Raw genomic sequence first — 16,433 nt, forward strand, 5'->3', positions numbered from 1 at the left:
AGCGAGGAAGTTGTAGCGAGAAGTGTTCATGCCACTCGCAGACCTCCTCAGAGAAACGTTAGATAAGGACAGCCAAGACGTTTGGGAGAATGAGCGCACCCCGACACCCGTCCGGCGGTTTGGGGTGCGTCTCCATACTGCGGGGCTGTCAATCAGGGAGACGGTCGCTATCTTAGACCTGTTGGGTGTCGATCGTTCTCACGGAGCGGTCTGGATTGGGTGCAGACACTGTCTGAGGCACAGAGTGACCCGCCGACTGCAGAGCCGTCGCGGGTCGCGGTCGATGAGAAACAAATCGAGATCGACGAGGAGAAAAAGTGGTTGTACGCCGCTGTCGACACTGAACCAAAGCTACTTCTCGAAGTGGACGTGTTCAGCCGCCGCGGGACTGACCCCGCGGCGGCGTTCCTGCACCGGCTCACTCAGAAACACGATGTTGCCGAGACAGTGTTTCTCGTTGATGCTGGCGGCTATCTGACTGCCCTCTCACGTCACGATTTGAGCGGTCGGCTCGACTATCGAATCCGGAATCACATCGAAAAGTGGTTCCAGACTGTGACCGTGCGAATCGACCGCTTTCACTCCTTCTGGAGGGTCAGTCAATCCAGCGCGAAACAGTAGTTACGATGCTTCAGACACCACTACAACCACGAACGACCGAACCAAGCACTCGACGGACGAACCCCAGCTGAGGTCATCCAGAATTAGATAGTGCCTAAGTCAGGTTAATTTTGATCTAAATGTATTGAGCTGGTTAGTCTCATCTACTGTGCAACCGTCTTTCGGACTCAGCTTCAATCATAATCGCAAGACAGTAGTCCGATAGAGAGTTTAACCATGCACATAATGTACAAAATCTACAAAATCCAAATAATAAGGATAATCGGAAAAATTCCAAATTAGTCGCTCGTGGCCTGTTCACTCAATATCTCCATAACTTCCTGTACACGTTCCTCATCAGCTTCGATACCACGCTCTCGGAGAATCTGCAGGGCGACCTCGTCACCATGATCTGCAATCACTTCTAAACATGCATCTTGAAATTCTCTTCCCTCAAACTCGGGGACATCAAACATTGAGCATACGGCAGTCACCGAGGATCGCATCCGTGTGACACCATCCCATGTCTCTTCCCGGACATAGAAGCCGTGCATATCAGTCTCGTCAAACGGGAAGGCTGGTCCACCGGTGGATTCGTCCATATCCTCCTTATCTTGATCAGGTGCGGACTCAATCTCCGACTCTGTGTCCTCAGTATCTATCTCCTCATTCGGTTGCGGTTCATCCTCCGTGTCAGTACGCTCGTCGTCTGGCGACGTCTCTTCTTCCGTTTGTTTAAGCTGTTCGGCGACGTCTCCGAAACGGTCGTCCTCATTAGGCATGACTGTGTTCCTCCACGAGGTCCGCCAAGTGGTCGAAATTCGGGATCTGGTCGCAGTCTTCGTCGAACTCTGAGACGGGCATTCCTTGCTTGAACGCGCGGGAAATCGCAGTCCGTTCCCGGATTCCAGGCTTTGGAATACTCTCAACGGTCTGCTCGGAATCATCAAGAGTATCGAATATCTCTGGGTCGATACGAGCATACTCAGGGACGAACGCACCGAACTCTCGATTGAGATTTTCAACGAGGGTCCGATGCTCGTTGTGCTGCCCCATTGTTTCTCGAATCATATTTGGGGTAACTGCGAGGATATCTAACCCGATATTCTGCCGGATTGGAGAAATTTGACGTTCAATCATCTTATTGAGACCGTTAATCGAGCCAGCCCGTGGGATCAGCGGGACTATGACACGTTGGACTGCGATGAGAGCGTTGTCAGAAAGTTTCCCTCGGCCGCCTGCCGCATCAATTATCACGTAGTCGTATCCGTTTTGAATGAGCGGATCAACGACGTTCCGCCGAAGCTTCACATCTGCAAATCGTTCGTCCTTCAGCCTCGTCTCCACATTCTCGAGATCGTTGCTCGACGGGAGAAGGTGAACGCCGAAATCCGTCTCAATAAGGAGGTCCTCGGGGTCCTCACCATCGATGAGAGCGTCACCGAGGTTAATATCTCGATCGTAGGCATCATCGTACCCAAGCTGGGTCGTCATGTGCCCGTCCTTATCCAGATCTAGGAGTACCGTCTCATGGCCGCGAGCAGCGAGTCTATCAGCGATGTTGAGTGCGATCGTGGATTTTCCTACGCCCCCCTTTAGCAACGAGACAGCTGCTCCAGGGAGCCCCTCAAACTCGTCGGCACTCATAGGTCAGCACCTCCGTAACAAATGAATTTTGTACATTTTGTAGATGATGCACATTGTGCGAACATTGAAGGTTGCGTGCGTTTCGTCGATAATGTAAGTTTTGCTCGACTCATACGATACTAATGAAGTTCATCCATGTTAATTCTGCGTCAGACAGATTGCGTACGCCATCCACACAATCTACATTTTGTATATTATGTAGATTGTTGCTACAATCCTTATTTTGCTATAATCACCGGAAATATACATAATTCGCAAAATTGGCATAATCTACATTTCGTATGCCGATATGATCACCAAGCATTAATTGACGGAATCCGCAGTATCTCGCGGCAGGGCAAGATTGCAACCTGCCGTTCACTACAAAAAACTGGTCGTGATCATCAAACTAATCAGAGTGTCTCGGCTCCGAAATCGGAGTTGCCTGTCTAACCCCCGGTAAGTAAAGTTGCTGGCTATCAAATTATAGAGTATAGATGAGTATTAGCCAACAACTAATTGTAGCCGATCTTGTTGTTGGTTAATCCGTATCACGACAGAATCAGAACGAGTCTAGCGTCGTCGATGTCTCATCTGTAGCAAACAACTCCACTAACCGCTCGTCCTCTTGAAGTACTTCCTGTGCCAAATCGGCGCGAATCGAAAATTCGTACTCATAGTATGAGCCGCCTTTGGGGCCCTTATTCTGTTCATCTACGTCCAGGAATCCTTTCAACGTCAACTGTGACAACCGGTCATGAATCGTTCTGTCAGTCCGTACATCCGCATCGATACGCTTTGCAGCCATTACATACCGCTCATAAATTCGGTTACGCTTGGACGGCGTTTCATCCTCCCGCTCCAACAGTAACAGGGAGTAGAGAGTCAGTTTACTCTGTGTTGGCAGGCGGGTTAATTCGTCGCGCACTTTATCGCGCTCAACAATCTCGTCTGCCTGTCTCACATGCGCTTCGGTGATGACGTCGGACGTGACCGCGAGCGCCGACTTCCCACGCGTGACAGGTGCAGGTTTGTCACTGCGGCTAACGGTCTCAAGTGTATTCCCTCCGGAAGTCTTCCATCCATCGACTCCGTCCTCAAAATCACCGAGAATATTGTCCGACGCAGCACCGGCCATTCCCGTCGTTCCCGATAACACCCCGCCAGCGATCCCCGCTGTTCCGATACCTCGAAGAACCTGACGCCGAGAAAACAGTCCAAATTTGCTGTTTCCTTTAATCTGACCTGCTGAGCCTGTTGTATTCGAGTAATTCTGTTTTGAGGTCCTATCTTTCACATGTCACTATTAATGTATTCTACTATATATGTTTTCAATGTTATTTCCATCCAACATTCATTTCTCAGTTGGTGTTCGTTCTTAGGAGGACACATCAAACTCAACGTCTGGGGGTAGAGGAGTTGAGATAACAGCGGGTTTAGTAATTCTACATAAGAGCGAAAATACTATAAGTAGTTTACATGAATGGCCACATGCATGTCAATTAATCGACGAGAAGTGGTGAAGACTCTCGGAATAGCAGCCGTAAGTGCAGGATTCACTGGCATCGGGAGTGCGACCCAGAACAGTAGTGTTCAGGTCAATTCCGTCTACGGTTCAGAGGAGAGTCCGCTTTCCGAAGGCGATATTATAGACACTCAACAGCAGGCCAAGGCAAATTCGGAGGCCTCCTCCTCGGTAACAGTGAAACCAGACGATTCGTATGGTCGCATTGTTGGATTTGTGTACGGTATCGACGAATCGGGACGAGCAACTTTTTATGTAGCCAAGGAACCGGAGGAGGAAGCAGTTGAACAACAGGACCAGAGTGAAAGCGCTGTCTCAAAGGCTAAGGAATTTGAATCGGAACTCAAGAAGGCAAATCGATTATTCACTGAGACGAATGCCGTAAGTCCCAGCGGCATCGACCCGGAGTGGGATCATGTTACTAACGGATACACGCCGTACCCACGCCGTCCATACGGGAAGCTAGTGGAGTCCGTTGACGTCTACGAACTCGACGAAGACACCTCAACCAATCGCTTCGCGATGAGACAAAACGCCAATATTTATCCAGGACAAGCCGAATGGGATAACGGTTATCACTGGTGGTATGCCGAGCCTGAACACAAGTGGGATCAAGGAGTACTCGATTACAATCTCGTAGATAGAGCGCCAAGAGATGACAAAACTGGAGGGGTTGATAAAAAGAGTGTGGCTATCAGCGCTGGAGGCCCTGAGATTAGTTGGCAGTTCTCTCAGCCCGACGTGGCACGATACGACGAATCGAACTCACAGGTAGCAAAGTGGCACTGGAACGCGATGACTGACCCACTTAGTTATGGGGATAATCAACACGCGCTGTTCAAAACCGGCAGCACTGCGGAGACTAGGGACAATCCGTCCGACGGCGACACGCTACTGGGATGGGGAACTATGGCGAAATTTACGTCACGGGACCGGGTGGACGCTGACGTCGACGAGTTCGGTGCTGGCGGCCGACTTGAGTACGACGACTGAAAGCGGAATGAAACCGCAATAACTATTAGGTTGGTACAGATCATGTGAGTATTAATGGAATATCGTACACGACGTGCATTTCTTGGAGCGGTGACCCTTTTCCTCGCCGGGTGTACGAGTGCGACTAAGAAGTTTGATGGCGAAAAAACTCAATCTGACTTAGTTTCATTAGACGAGTCGTGGCCACAGTCCCGCGGAAATGCGAAGAAGACTGCGTACAGCCAGAACTCAATTGCTTCCGAGCCCCATCAGAGGCGATGGCAAGCAGATGTTGGCACGCATCCAAACGGCGCATCGATGATTGGAGCCGGACAGATCGTCGCCTCAACTATCGGTGACGGAATATCACTAGTCAATGGGCACGGGGAAGTCATGGACACGGAATACGTTGGGTTAACTGCGACAACAACACCTGCTATCATCGGACAAGATTTCGTTGTATCTGCATACGATGAGGCGGTTTATCGCATCAGCTCTGAGGAAAGTTCGGTTCAATGGAAGTCACAAATAGATGGACGGCCTAGTCCCGTTACTGTTACTGAAGACCTGAATAGTGTGATTGTGGGGACATCAAAAGGTGAACTGACAGGAATCCGCGCCGAAGACGGCTATCATCAGTGGAATATCAACATTGACGATCCAATCAAAGCCTCACCAGCCGTTTTCGATGGGCGCGCGTACGTTGGTGGATATAACAGTGGAATCACAGCTGTTTCTATCGAGAACGGAGAAGAGCTGTGGTCCGTTGATACGGACGGTTGTATTGGGCCTGTGGCAGTTGATAATAACAATGAGACGACTATCATCGCTGCTGGCCGAGACAAGATTCTCCGAGGGATTAGCGCCATCAGCGGCGATGTTCAGTGGGAGAAGCCGGTGGGGAAACATTTGACACCTCCAGCTATTGTTGACGGGACAGTGTTCATCGGTGCTGAGACGAGAGTTGAAAGCTTTGACGTTTCTTCTGGCAACCGTGAATGGAGAGTTGATTTGGAAGATGTGGTGACGCCACCCGTAGTTACCTCCGAATCGGCAGTTGTCGCCGCCGGTAATGAAGTCGTAGCCATTAATCATAAAGGAGAAGTTGATTTTACTATTGGTCGGACTAAGAGTCCGCCGATTACCCATCCTGTAATACTTCCAGAAGGGATTCTCATAGGGACCGAAGACGGCTATTTAGTGGCGTATATCTCTGCGTAAGCTAACCTCAAAGGAATTTTGAACGACAGAAGCGACTCGGACGGTTTGTACATTTACTCTGAAGCCACCGGTAAGTCTAACAGGGGCTGAATTCCGACAGAGGTAACGAACACTCAGACCTCTCTCGTTTACTCAGCTTTGCACGTTAGCCTCGGGGAAGTCCGTAATCGGCATCATCTGTTCCTGCTACTACCTACGTCACGCTTCTGCTTCGCCGCGGACCGCCAATAAAATAGTATCAGCCGGTTCTTGTAGGATGGATAGGGCTGGCGGTCAGTAACCGCGGAGTTCGATCTTGACAACCCCTTCCTATCTGTTATGTGAACTGTACCTGAAAGAGTAGGGTGAAAAATATCGGCTTTAGATAACAAGCGTACAAGCATTATTATGAGTGGGTTGGTGACAAGTCTTAAAGTGTCATTCTGAGTGTGTCAACTGGAAACTCCACCAGAGCACGAGATTTCGGGATATCAAATTCGACAACACTATAACGCTAGTAATCACTTTGAGAGGAGATATCGGTATTTTAACTATCGATAGTCTCAATATGTATCTGAAATAATTGTTTTAGGGACTAGATTGACTCCTAAAATTCAGATATTCCGTATTTATATCTAAGATAAGTATTTAGATAATGTCAGAGGCTGATCTCGCCTCTAATTAGTTAGAGGGGAACGCATAGAGCGTACTCCCTCATCTCTCAGATCCGGACCAATGCAAATCGATGTTCGCTCGTAGCGCTTTGATATTCCGAAATGAAGATAAGACGACAGCGGGTTTAGAATGGAAGTAATACAGATATTCAAACGGAACGACGAGCCCGAACTGCTTCGAATCACGTCTCACGCACCACTTCCTGTTGGTCTCGAAACCCAGATAAACGGCTATGATGCGTGGTTTTGGCTGGTTCAGTGATCGGGAACTGGCTCAGATTGCTCTCCAAACGCTCATTTATATTGAACTACCAACTATACACGCGAGTTTCGGAGACCTCTGGCAGCGTAGCCACCCAGACGCTGCGCTATCACGGATGGAGATCCTCACTACCCGATTCCTGTCTCCTTCTTCAGCAACGTTAGCGTATTGTCTGCCGTTATCATCGGTGAGTGTTCATACTCACCAGTCACTTCGACCTGCACGAGTATATCCACCGCACGCCAAATTGAGTACAACAAGCACGCGAACGCGAAGTAGAAGAACCGCAACCCGAAATTCTTCGATGTCGTCGCAGCCATGAACCGCTTAATCGACCTGTAGCCGCTCTCGATTTCCCACCGGTACCCGTACTCAGTGAGGAAGTCACTACTGCGATTGGACATAAATACCGAATACTGCCGGTGGTCGTCGTGCTCAGAGTCTTCTTTCCGGCGGTAGATCAGCGTCGTCTCGTGCCACTCGTTCTTCCCAAGATGGAGCTTGCGGTCGGTCTCGTATCGGTCTTGACCCCGCTGCAAGAGTCGCTTTGTTTGGGCTATCTCGCTCGTCTGCATCCGTTTCGGGACGACATACGAAAGCCCTCGTTGGCTGAGCATCTCCAGAATGTGCTGGCTGTCGGAACCCCAATACATCAACATGTTCCCGACGTGGAGCAGTTCCTCGATAACCTCATTGCTCTCTGCCCGACGTGTCACAGTAGGGCCGTCAGGAGTAGCATATCCAAGACGAAACTTCAGGCGAAGGTTTCTCAACGGATTAAGCAGTGGACGAAGGCAAATTAGCTCGATTCATTGGTCTGTACAATCAATTAATACACGTTGTTTAGTCTCGTTCATTTCATCCCGTAGCCCATCTTCCGAAGCTCGTCCGCGACTGTTCGCGACGAATCGTTAGCAGCCAAGACGATAGCTTCTAGCACATCAATCTTGTATACTGTCTCCGATTCGAAGGTTTCCTCCATCGCATCCACGACGGCCTCGACATGTGCTTCGGCTTCCTCTCGCAGGAACAGATTTGCGTGACTTCGGCCGTCTTGGACGCCATCACGGCGGTACTTGTACGGGAGTGAGTTGCTGGAATGGCTTGCCTCCGAGGTCGTGTCGGATTCCGTCTCCGTATCCGTCGTGATGGGGTCGGTTTCGGGTTCGACCTCAGCTTTATCGAGTTCCTCAGTGTCCTCTTCCTCGTCGAAGTCGTCCTCAAACGGTGAGCCAGCGCCAGATTTCATGCGTCGAACGCCTCCTCAATCTCCGCTGCGAGGTCGTCGTACTTTTCGAGCGTCTCGTGCTCCCGATCGGGGACACGACGAACGCCCTTCTCGCCGTCCTTGTACGCCTCTTCGACCACCTGATAGGCAGTCGCCCGCGCATCCCACATCTCCTGCATCAGTGACTCACGCTTCCGGAATACCGACGGAACGTCGTATTTGACCTCCTCTTGCAGCGTTTCGAGATGTTGCTGTTGGCCCGTGGTGTCCCCGAACGCGACGGGGACGACTCCGAGTACGCCAACTTCGATGTCGAGGTTGCCCTCAAGTCCGTCGACGAGTTGCTCCAGGCCGTCGATACTGAGTGATCCTTTGCCCGAGAGTTCGACCGGAATCAGGACCGTTTGCGTAACCATGACCGCGTTGTACAGTCCCTGGCCCTCGGATGCCTGCGGGTCGCAGATTATCGCGTCGTACTCTTCGTGGATGCCGTTGCGACCGAGTAGTTGGTAGAGTTGCTCTTCTTCGACCCACTCGGCATCGGGATTCATCTGTTCCTCAGTCTCTTTGGCGCGACGCATCGCCGTGTCCAAGCCTGAGAGCATGTTGTGGGCAGGGATGACATCCAGATTGTCGACGCCTGTGTCCTCTCGAATGAGATCCTCGAACGGGCCTTTCGCCCGTCCAACCATATGCCGGACGAGATTGTCAGCTTCGCCATCATCGCGATCGTCGTCGACGCCGAAGACGTAGGAAAGCGAGGCCTCCTGCGGGTCGAGGTCGATAACCAGTGTCTTGAGTCCATTTGACGCGTGGGCGTGTGCGAGATTTGCTGCGGTCGTCGTTTTGCCGACGCCGCCAGCCTCGCTATACACCGTATATGCCAGCATGTGTTACACCTGTGTGTTGTTACTACTAATAATTATTGTATGTTACTAATATCAATTGTTAGTGTTCGCTAGTAACGGTGGTAACTATCGTTAGTAACTACTGTTAGTAGTTAATATAATTAGTTAACATTTATGAGTGAAGTTAGTAACATTTGGTAGTACTGCATTGGAAGTGGTAAGGTATGAGAACAAATCAATGGCGGCGTGTCTGGCTAACCAACACAGACCCTATTTAGTCCGCTGTTGTTGGTTAGCGTATGAGCGACGAAGGCTACGCCCACCAAGCCCTGTCTGCGTTAGATCGCATCGATGTTGAGGCACTCGATCAGGACGTTCGGGATGCACACGACGACGCAGTCATCGCCGTCAACGAACTAGCCGAGACGCTCGGAGAGAGCGAGACAGACGACGCGGTTGCCGTCGACGCGCCCGAGGAGTGGGCTGAGAATGCAAACGAGTGGGACGAGAAGATCAACGAGGCGTACGAGGCAGCGGAGATCGCACGCTCGAAGGGCACGCTGGCGGTGAAGACTATCGATGATCGGGAATACTACTACTTGCAGTGGCGCGAAGGCGAGCACGTAAAGAGTCAGTACGTGGCGCCGGTTGGTCCGTCGTAACCCCGTTTTCACCGGAAACAGTGGTGTGTTGTCAGGACTACATCGTGGCGAACTCCTCGCCAGAGTCAGGCAGGTACTCAATAATACTCTGATGGGCCCCAAACTCGCCAATAATCGTCTGGAGGGCGTCAACGACAGTCGCGATATCGCGGTTGAGCTCATGCTGGCGGTACGTGCCACCGTCCTGGCCACGATGTTCCATCTCAGACAAGGTGAGGTTGAGAATTTCGAAATCAGAGAGGAAACTACGCATCCGGCGTGCAGTGCGTGGTTCTCGGCCCTGGAACTCACAGAGCTCCTTATATCGCTGATAGACGATCCGAGAGCGAGCAGGTGTTTCCTCCTCTGCGGCAAGCGTGGTCAGCGCATAGAGAGTGAGTTGCTCATGTTCAGTCAGATCACGCATAATGTCCATGCTCTGCTGGGCCTCAAGTTTCTCCTGAGCGCGTTCGACATGGTCAGTCGTAACCGAGTCTGCGTTTTCAGTACGTGCGAGGTCGCCAGCCTTCCGGAGGAGCGTGATCGCCCGTCGGGCATCGCCACCATCCTGGCGACCGAGGGCGGCACACAACGGGATGACCCCATCCTCAAGTGCACTCTCGTGGAAGGCTATCTCGGCCCGTTGTTCGAGCACCTTCTGGAGTTCTTCCGTCCCGTATGGCGGGAACGAAATCTCCGTTTCACAGAGTGAGGATTGTACCTTTGCATCAAGCTGTTCGCGGAACGTCGAATCATTGCTGATGCCGATGATGCCGAGCTGGATGTTGTCAATATAGCCATTATTGTCAGCGCGGCTGATCTGGTAGAGGAAAGTGTCATCCGTGATGTGGTCAATCTCGTCGAGAACGATAATGACGCTTCCAGAGAGCTTATTCAGTTCATCCCAGAGAAGGCGGTAGACTTTGGATTGAGGATGGCCAGTCTCGGCGATATGGTTTTCGTGACCTCGAAGATTATTCACGAGGCTGATCGCAGCCTGATAGCTCGTACTCAGGCCATCGCAATTGAGCGAAATGACAGTGAGATCGATCTCAAAGTGGGCCGCTGAGTCGCGGAGTTCATTCAGCAGAAAGTTCGTTACGGCGGTCTTCCCGACACCAGTCTTTCCATAGATGAAGATGTTGTCAGGATACTCACCGTTGATGATTGGTTGCAGCGCAGCTTCGTATTCCTCGATCTCGTTGTCCCGGCCAACGATGTCATCCGGCACATACTCGACTTTGAGTGTATTCCGGCGTTTGTATAGTGTATCATCCGGTTGAAAACGAGGACTCATATTGTGCTGGAATGAGTCAGGCAGTCACAATAATTGTTTCGACCACCGTTTCCGCTATTTCCAGTATAACCAGGACTGGGTATCTCTTCCACTATATGAGAGGCACCCCATTATTTCCAGTGTATAACTTGCCCTCAGTGACGATGAAGTCAAAGTCTGGAAGCATGGGAGCAGATGGCTACGTGTAGATGTCACTATCCTGTATTTGCATGGAGATTACCCCAGTGTTTCCAGTAAATAGAGCGTTGCAGTCAGCTGGACACACCCCACTATTTCCAGTAAATTGCGGTCATCAGGTGACGAGTTGTGGCAGGCACTCGGAACCACCGGATTCCAGTATTTCCAGTAAGTTGGTATTTATAAATATTAGACACCCCACCGTTTCCAGTATATTCACGAGACGATCGTAATCGCAGTACAGAAGTGAGAATGGTCGCTTTTGACTATCGATACACCCTCCCCCCACTATTTCCAGTAAAGGACAGTAAGACAGTTGCCGCTAATGAGAATGAACTTTGAATACGGGAAAAGTTTATACTGATCCCGTTATAGCTAGACCGTAGTAGAGCTAGAAACGTGTTGTTGCAGGGACTAGTCCTAGTGAAAGAAATCGACAGTCCGTTCCGCTCCGCTCCTCTTGCTAGTTTTAGTGGAAATAGTGGGGGGAGGGTGTCCATTCCTAACCACCCCTTCTCAATGTGTAATCCTAATAGTGGAAACAGTGGGGTCTGACGGGTGGCAGACAATGTGGTCGCCACACTCCTTCACGGCCACAAAAAGCATATTCATTGTCCCGAACACCCATTCTTCCTGATGGCTTCTGTCGCATCATTTTGCTTGTTTGCTTTGATCCGTTCGTAGACCACATCTTCAAGACGAATTGTTCTGGAGTTTCTGCGTTGTGATGTCTATGAAGTCGACGAGGTCAACAGGGGCCCGGTGTCGGACAGGACTTCACCGACATCCAGTACCAACAGTGCATGACTGGCGTGTGACTACAACGAGTACGGGACAGTGACCGAGATGCGTGGGTATGGATCACACAACCAGCCTGCTGGGGCCATCACCGACGATACCGACCTCGCACTTTGTATCGCCCGGTCGCTCGCAGAGAATGGGGAGTTCGACGGAGAAGACATCGCAGACCGATTTGTCGGTTGGTATGACGACGGCCCCTTCGACATTGATGGGACGACGTCTGGCGCAATCCGTCGCCTCAAAACTGGCGAAGCATGGGATAGTGCCGGTCGTAGCGAATGGGAGCAGAGCAATGAAGGGAGTAACGCAGGCAACGGGAGTCTGATGCGAACAGCTCCTTACAGTATTGCCTACACCGACGACTTCGGAGCGATTCTCGACTACTCTCTCAAGTCAAGTGCAATCACTCACGCCGATCCTCGATGCCAAGCTAGCTGTGCCATCTACAACATGGTGCTCGCTGATCTCATCCAGGGAAATCTTCCCTTTGATGTCGCGATCGGGACTTACAATCTCGCTGCGAGAAAAGGCGACGTCCCCGAGTCTGGGGAGGTCATGGACGCTATAACCAGCGTGAAGACCGGTGAAATCCAGGGACGTCGGCTAGAGAACTCCGGGTATGTCGTGTCCACGCTCCAAACAAGTCTCTACCACGGCCTTACCGCTGATACCGCCGAAGACGCCATTGTGAACGCTGTCAATATGGGTGGAGACGCCGACACAATCGGTGCTGTCACCGGCGCTCTTGCTGGCGCTCGGTTTGGTGCGAGCTCACTCCCCGACCGATGGCTCTCCGAGATCGACGAAACTGATGAAATTCGAGAATTAGTCCATACTCTGTATGAGTTCTCATCAAACTAATCGTGGAAAGGAAAGTGCGCTCGAAGTGGGAATTCCTATTCTTTGATGTTCCGACTTCCTCGCAGACGGGTCCCTCCAAACGACCGTTTGTTCACGGTCAGGATGTGGGGCTTCCCGGGACGGAAGTTGATGAGACCGTGTTCAGAACACTTGTCGATGTCAACACACTCCTCGTGGTCGTCTTCGTCGACGATCAAGCGCACGCTCGGCGACGCCGTGCGTGCGTGAACTTGATACGGTTAATTTCGTGAACTCGTCTTGATGTGTGCTGTTCACAACATCAAGCAGTCGCTGAACCCGTGAAATCAAGCTATGTCTGGCGAGTCACCACAGCCGAGCGATTTTGTGCCGCCTCGGTGGCTGGAGGCTTTCCAGTATGTTGCCGACAGCCGAACCACCGTTCGACCCGATCTTCCTCGATGAACCGCTGCTTATCCCAAACTACAAGGAGACGATCATCAGCAAAGTCGGCTTGCCATTCTACGCCGACGTTGACCGCCCCGATGAAGCGCCCGCTGACGAGCGCGAGCGAACCATCGACCTTGCGGAGCGAATCCTGCGTGCCGGCGGCGTCCGAACCGGCTTCGGACACCACGAGGAAGTCCGGACCTCGATGGAATCGTGGGCTCCCAATGCCGACGAGGAATGCGACGCTGACCCCGGCTACTGGCGGTCGTCAGTTCTCTTGATGTCTCCCCAAGAGATGAACTTCGGACAGCTGGACGGCGAACCCGAGGTGAGGTACAAGAAGGCCAAGACCGTGCTTGCCTGGGCCGCCGACTGTATCGACAGCGACGTCCTTCAGGAGATCGAGCGGTCCCAAGCCGAGGACATCAAGCAAGCATGGCGCGACGCCGCAGAAGCCGAACTGACCCAACGCGAAATCGAGCAGTTCGCCGAGGACCCGCCGGAAGCGCTCGATGGGTGGACGAAACTTGACGCCAACCACGACGCTGTCAAGATCGCATACGTCGCTGACAACCATGGGAGCCATCGGTCGCGGCCGTCTTTGAGGGTGCTGACAGCGAGTTGGAGGCGCTTGAGTTTACTCTGGAAGAGTGGCAAGAGAACGACGGCAATCCTCGTGCAGCAAGGCCAAACCGGTTCTGTGTCACGACTGACGGTGACGGGGCCTACGCACAACTNNCATGGTCACATCCCAGGTTCACCACACCGTGTTTCGAGTGTAAATACTACTGTAGTCTGGTGGTTTTTCACCGGAAGCGGTGGTGTGTATGCACGCGTGAGCAGTAGTGGTTCGATGATGGCAGTGCTGGATCAAATATGTTGTTCAGTGTCAATTAACGGATTGTACCTTGGCGGGGTCGGTTTTCGGTAGCTTCAGTGCTCGGTGGACGCGTTCAACTACCTTTCTGGCGTGGTTAACTCCCACCAAGCACCCGCTTGAATAGGGTAAACGTGAGCAGCGTGAACAGGAGTCCATTGAGCATCCCCTGACTCGCCGCGAGGAGCTTCGCTCCCCACCCGATAGGACCGATTCCGCCGTAGCCGATGGTCGAAAAGGAAATGTATGAGTAGTAGATGCCGTTTCCTATTACTGCCAGCTGGTCCTCGGCATTCCAGACAACGCCTGCCCCAGTCTCCAAGGGGCCTCCGAGGACATACAAAATACCGTATACGAGTGGAAGAAGAAACGTAAGCGCAGCAATCCGCGGGAGTCGATTCCCGTAGCCACAGGTAAACTGCATCACACGGTTCAGGACGACACTAGCCCCCTTCTTTGCCTTCGTCGTTGCGTCCAGCGAGTATTCGTCTCTGATGAGACTGAGATTTTTTCGCCGGTTATAGTGGAACCGCTTGTATTCGAACTCGCGACTCGCGGGCGTATCGCCGACGTCGTTGGCACTCGTCATTGCTTTCCGGTAGGTCTCTTCAATCACCTCGGGAGTCATTTCCACGCTGAAATCGCCAGTCGCGTTGTTCCCGCTGAACTCGTGTAGAACCCAGTCGTTCCGCTCTAAGTACGAGTGGTGATCCGAGAAGTCGAAATGGTCGAAGTCAGTACGGCAGAACCGAAACTGATCAAGCAGTTCACCGGACCCGTTCTCGCTTCCCAACTGGACGTTTCCGACCGTGGCCTCGGTGAAGTCGAATGGAATATTGGAATCGCCGGGTTCGACGATTTGGCCGCCACTAATACTCGCTCTGACGAAGTTCATATAGATATCATCGTCAAGCGCGTGGAGACGGATATGCACCTCACCAGTAACGGTCGCGCCGGTGAAATCAACCTCGACCGCGAACCTAGTATCCCATAGAGACAGGTTCGTGAACGTAGCCTCCCGAAACGTAGCGTTGGTCTCGAAGACCGCCTCCTCGAATGTAGCGTTATCTTCGAGCGATTTTGCTTCCCCCTCGAAGAGCGCACCCACGAAGCTGGCTTCGGACTTGAACGTCGCTCTCTTGAAGCTCACGTCCTCGTGAAACCGCACTTCATCGAAGGTCGCAGGCCCACCAAAGGTCGCGTTCACGAAATCCGCGTCGCCGTAAAACTCCGTTTCGAAGGCACTAACAGAGCCCTCGAAGGTGGCGTCGTGGGCATGTACAGGATCGCTGAACACCGCCCGGTCGAGACAGAGGTCGCCGAGCACGTGCATATCATGGCAGTCGACCCGGGCTTCGAACTCCGCACGGTCGAGGTTGAGCCGCCCATCGAAGGTGGTTTCGCTGAAATCAGCGTACCGGAACCGGGCTAGCTTGAAATCAGCATCTCCACGGAAATGCGCATTGTCGAATGCGATATCATCTTCAACGGTACGGGCGCCGCCATTGAACTCGGTTCCCCGGAAGTTGGCACGTCCATCGACAGTAACGTCGGTAAACGTAGCGTCTTCGTTGAACGTGGCCTCATTGAACGTTGCTGACCGGCGGAACTCTGTAGTCGCGAATGTGGTGTCATCGCCGAATATCGCGTGGGTAAACGTCGCATCATCGTCGAATTGCGTGTCGGCAAACGTCGCACACTCAACCGCTGCGCGATTGAACAATGCGGCTGACTCGAAGTGAGCGCCAGCAAAGGAGATATGATCGTCTAACTCGTGGCTGGAGCCACGTGCGGTGATGTTCCGAAATGAGGTCTCCCCGGTAAATGATGCGTCTCGGAAGCTCGTATCCTCGTCGAAGATCGCTTCATCGCAGTCGACACGACCGTGAAAGTGTGCCTGAGAAAAGCGGACATCTTCGTGGAACGTCGTCTCATTCGCCGAGAATTCGTCGGTGACCGTGACTGCTGTCGCCTCAAGAATACCCGATAGGATGGCATCGTCGAGCTTGAGACTGCCAATGGTCGCCTCTCGGAGATTGATTCCTTGCGCAATGTGGCCGTGGGTGATGTCTAGTGCCGCAATATCGGCATGTTGGAAGTTGAGCAGATGGTTTGTCGCCCCGTCGATTTGCTGATATGTGAGCGACATTGTGGGAAGGTCGGCCCCGACGTACTCGTTACTTCGCGGGTCTTGAGAGGTGAGGTTCTCACGGAGTGTCTGCACGATATCGTCGTCGGTCACATCGAGTGACCGGCGCTCGGCACGCGACATATGGAAGATGCAGTTGTCGCTCTCTGCGTGAGACTCGTGTGGGCACTCCCATGTTGTCTCGATATACGCGTCTGTCTCGTTTGACGGGTCAAAGCGATACGAACATGTCTCGGCGTCGGGGACTGAGCTCATACGTCGCTAGGGGAGAGTGAACTGGGCATTGG

General features: G+C 52.3%; 11 protein-coding genes and 4 pseudogenes. 7 read left to right on the forward strand and 8 right to left on the reverse strand.

Annotation, left to right across the window (positions count from 1 at the left end; all coding sequences use genetic code 11):
- The first annotated feature begins 28 nt into the window (after positions 1-28).
- A pseudogene (locus AV929_RS06515) lies at positions 29-708 on the forward strand (IS6 family transposase).
- Between the two features lie 191 nt (positions 709-899).
- On the opposite strand, the gene AV929_RS06520 reads toward AV929_RS06515, so the two are convergent.
- From AV929_RS06520 to AV929_RS22610, 3 genes are all read right to left on the reverse strand, one after another.
- Complete coding sequence (locus AV929_RS06520) at positions 900-1,382, reverse strand: hypothetical protein (RefSeq protein ID WP_064287800.1); 483 nt, start codon at positions 1,380-1,382, stop codon at positions 900-902.
- Positions 1,375-2,247 carry a ParA family protein gene (locus tag AV929_RS06525; protein ID WP_064287801.1) on the reverse strand — a complete coding sequence of 291 codons (873 nt, stop codon included), beginning with the start codon at positions 2,245-2,247 and terminating at the stop codon, positions 1,375-1,377. Before AV929_RS06525 ends, AV929_RS06520 begins: the two co-directional genes overlap by 8 nt.
- Before the next feature lie 541 nt (positions 2,248-2,788).
- Positions 2,789-3,523 carry a hypothetical protein gene (locus AV929_RS22610; RefSeq protein ID WP_230458855.1) on the reverse strand — a complete coding sequence of 245 codons (735 nt, stop codon included), beginning with the start codon at positions 3,521-3,523 and terminating at the stop codon, positions 2,789-2,791.
- Between the two features lie 198 nt (positions 3,524-3,721).
- Between AV929_RS22610 and AV929_RS06535 the strand changes: the two genes are divergently transcribed.
- A complete protein-coding gene (locus AV929_RS06535; protein ID WP_064287802.1) occupies positions 3,722-4,744 on the forward strand; it encodes a hypothetical protein in 1,023 nt (340 codons plus the stop codon).
- Between the two features lie 54 nt (positions 4,745-4,798).
- Complete coding sequence (locus AV929_RS06540) at positions 4,799-5,944, forward strand: PQQ-binding-like beta-propeller repeat protein (protein ID WP_080510058.1); 1,146 nt, start codon at positions 4,799-4,801, stop codon at positions 5,942-5,944.
- A 1,043-nt stretch (positions 5,945-6,987) separates the two neighbouring features.
- Here AV929_RS06540 and AV929_RS06545 read toward each other — a convergent pair.
- From AV929_RS06545 to AV929_RS06555, 3 genes and pseudogenes are all read right to left on the reverse strand, one after another.
- Positions 6,988-7,605, reverse strand: a pseudogene (locus tag AV929_RS06545) (transposase); the annotation flags it as partial.
- Positions 7,606-7,712: 107 nt separating this feature from the next.
- The gene (locus AV929_RS06550) at positions 7,713-8,108 is read right to left on the reverse strand and encodes a hypothetical protein (RefSeq protein ID WP_064287804.1); all 396 of its coding nucleotides are present in this window, start codon (positions 8,106-8,108) and stop codon (positions 7,713-7,715) included.
- Entirely contained in the window at positions 8,105-8,977 is an 873-nt protein-coding gene (locus tag AV929_RS06555) for a ParA family protein (RefSeq protein ID WP_064287805.1), read from the reverse strand. Before AV929_RS06555 ends, AV929_RS06550 begins: the two co-directional genes overlap by 4 nt.
- Positions 8,978-9,234: 257 nt before the next feature.
- Between AV929_RS06555 and AV929_RS06560 the strand changes: the two genes are divergently transcribed.
- Positions 9,235-9,597, forward strand: a complete 363-nt coding sequence (locus AV929_RS06560) for a hypothetical protein (protein WP_064287806.1) — start codon at positions 9,235-9,237, stop codon at positions 9,595-9,597.
- A 37-nt stretch (positions 9,598-9,634) separates the two neighbouring features.
- Here AV929_RS06560 and AV929_RS06565 read toward each other — a convergent pair whose 3' ends face one another.
- Complete coding sequence (locus AV929_RS06565; protein WP_064287807.1) at positions 9,635-10,873, reverse strand: orc1/cdc6 family replication initiation protein; 1,239 nt, start codon at positions 10,871-10,873, stop codon at positions 9,635-9,637.
- A gap of 1,014 nt (positions 10,874-11,887) precedes the next feature.
- On the opposite strand from AV929_RS06565, the gene AV929_RS06570 reads away from it, so the two are divergent.
- The 3 genes and pseudogenes from AV929_RS06570 to AV929_RS22925 all read left to right on the forward strand — a co-directional run bounded on the left by AV929_RS06570 (position 11,888) and on the right by AV929_RS22925 (position 13,966).
- A complete protein-coding gene (locus tag AV929_RS06570) occupies positions 11,888-12,712 on the forward strand; it encodes an ADP-ribosylglycohydrolase family protein (RefSeq protein WP_369802629.1) in 825 nt (274 codons plus the stop codon).
- A 186-nt stretch (positions 12,713-12,898) separates the two neighbouring features.
- A pseudogene (locus AV929_RS21780) lies at positions 12,899-13,015 on the forward strand (IS5/IS1182 family transposase); the annotation flags it as partial.
- Positions 13,016-13,088: 73 nt separating this feature from the next.
- A pseudogene (locus AV929_RS22925) lies at positions 13,089-13,966 on the forward strand (hypothetical protein).
- 128 nt (positions 13,967-14,094) lie between these two features.
- Here AV929_RS22925 and AV929_RS06580 read toward each other — a convergent pair.
- A complete protein-coding gene (locus tag AV929_RS06580) occupies positions 14,095-16,401 on the reverse strand; it encodes a pentapeptide repeat-containing protein (RefSeq protein ID WP_064287809.1) in 2,307 nt (768 codons plus the stop codon).
- Positions 16,402-16,433: the final 32 nt, after the last annotated feature.

The organism is Haloarcula sp. K1 (genome assembly GCF_001647155.1).
Classification (GTDB): Archaea; Halobacteriota; Halobacteria; order Halobacteriales; family Haloarculaceae; genus Haloarcula; species Haloarcula hispanica.

What these genes read in the sequence shown, in the direction of transcription:
- AV929_RS06520 (WP_064287800.1), bottom strand. Translation starts at nt 1,382, where the DNA reads ATGCCTAATGAGGACGACCGTTTCGGAGACGTCGCCGAACAGCTTAAA.
- AV929_RS06525 (WP_064287801.1), bottom strand. Translation starts at nt 2,247, where the DNA reads ATGAGTGCCGACGAGTTTGAGGGGCTCCCTGGAGCAGCTGTCTCGTTG.
- AV929_RS06535 (WP_064287802.1), top strand. Translation starts at nt 3,722, where the DNA reads ATGTCAATTAATCGACGAGAAGTGGTGAAGACTCTCGGAATAGCAGCC.
- AV929_RS06540 (WP_080510058.1), top strand. Translation starts at nt 4,799, where the DNA reads ATGGAATATCGTACACGACGTGCATTTCTTGGAGCGGTGACCCTTTTC.
- AV929_RS06550 (WP_064287804.1), bottom strand. Translation starts at nt 8,108, where the DNA reads ATGAAATCTGGCGCTGGCTCACCGTTTGAGGACGACTTCGACGAGGAA.
- AV929_RS06555 (WP_064287805.1), bottom strand. Translation starts at nt 8,977, where the DNA reads ATGCTGGCATATACGGTGTATAGCGAGGCTGGCGGCGTCGGCAAAACG.
- AV929_RS06560 (WP_064287806.1), top strand. Translation starts at nt 9,235, where the DNA reads ATGAGCGACGAAGGCTACGCCCACCAAGCCCTGTCTGCGTTAGATCGC.
- AV929_RS06565 (WP_064287807.1), bottom strand. Translation starts at nt 10,873, where the DNA reads ATGAGTCCTCGTTTTCAACCGGATGATACACTATACAAACGCCGGAAT.
- AV929_RS06580 (WP_064287809.1), bottom strand. Translation starts at nt 16,401, where the DNA reads ATGAGCTCAGTCCCCGACGCCGAGACATGTTCGTATCGCTTTGACCCG.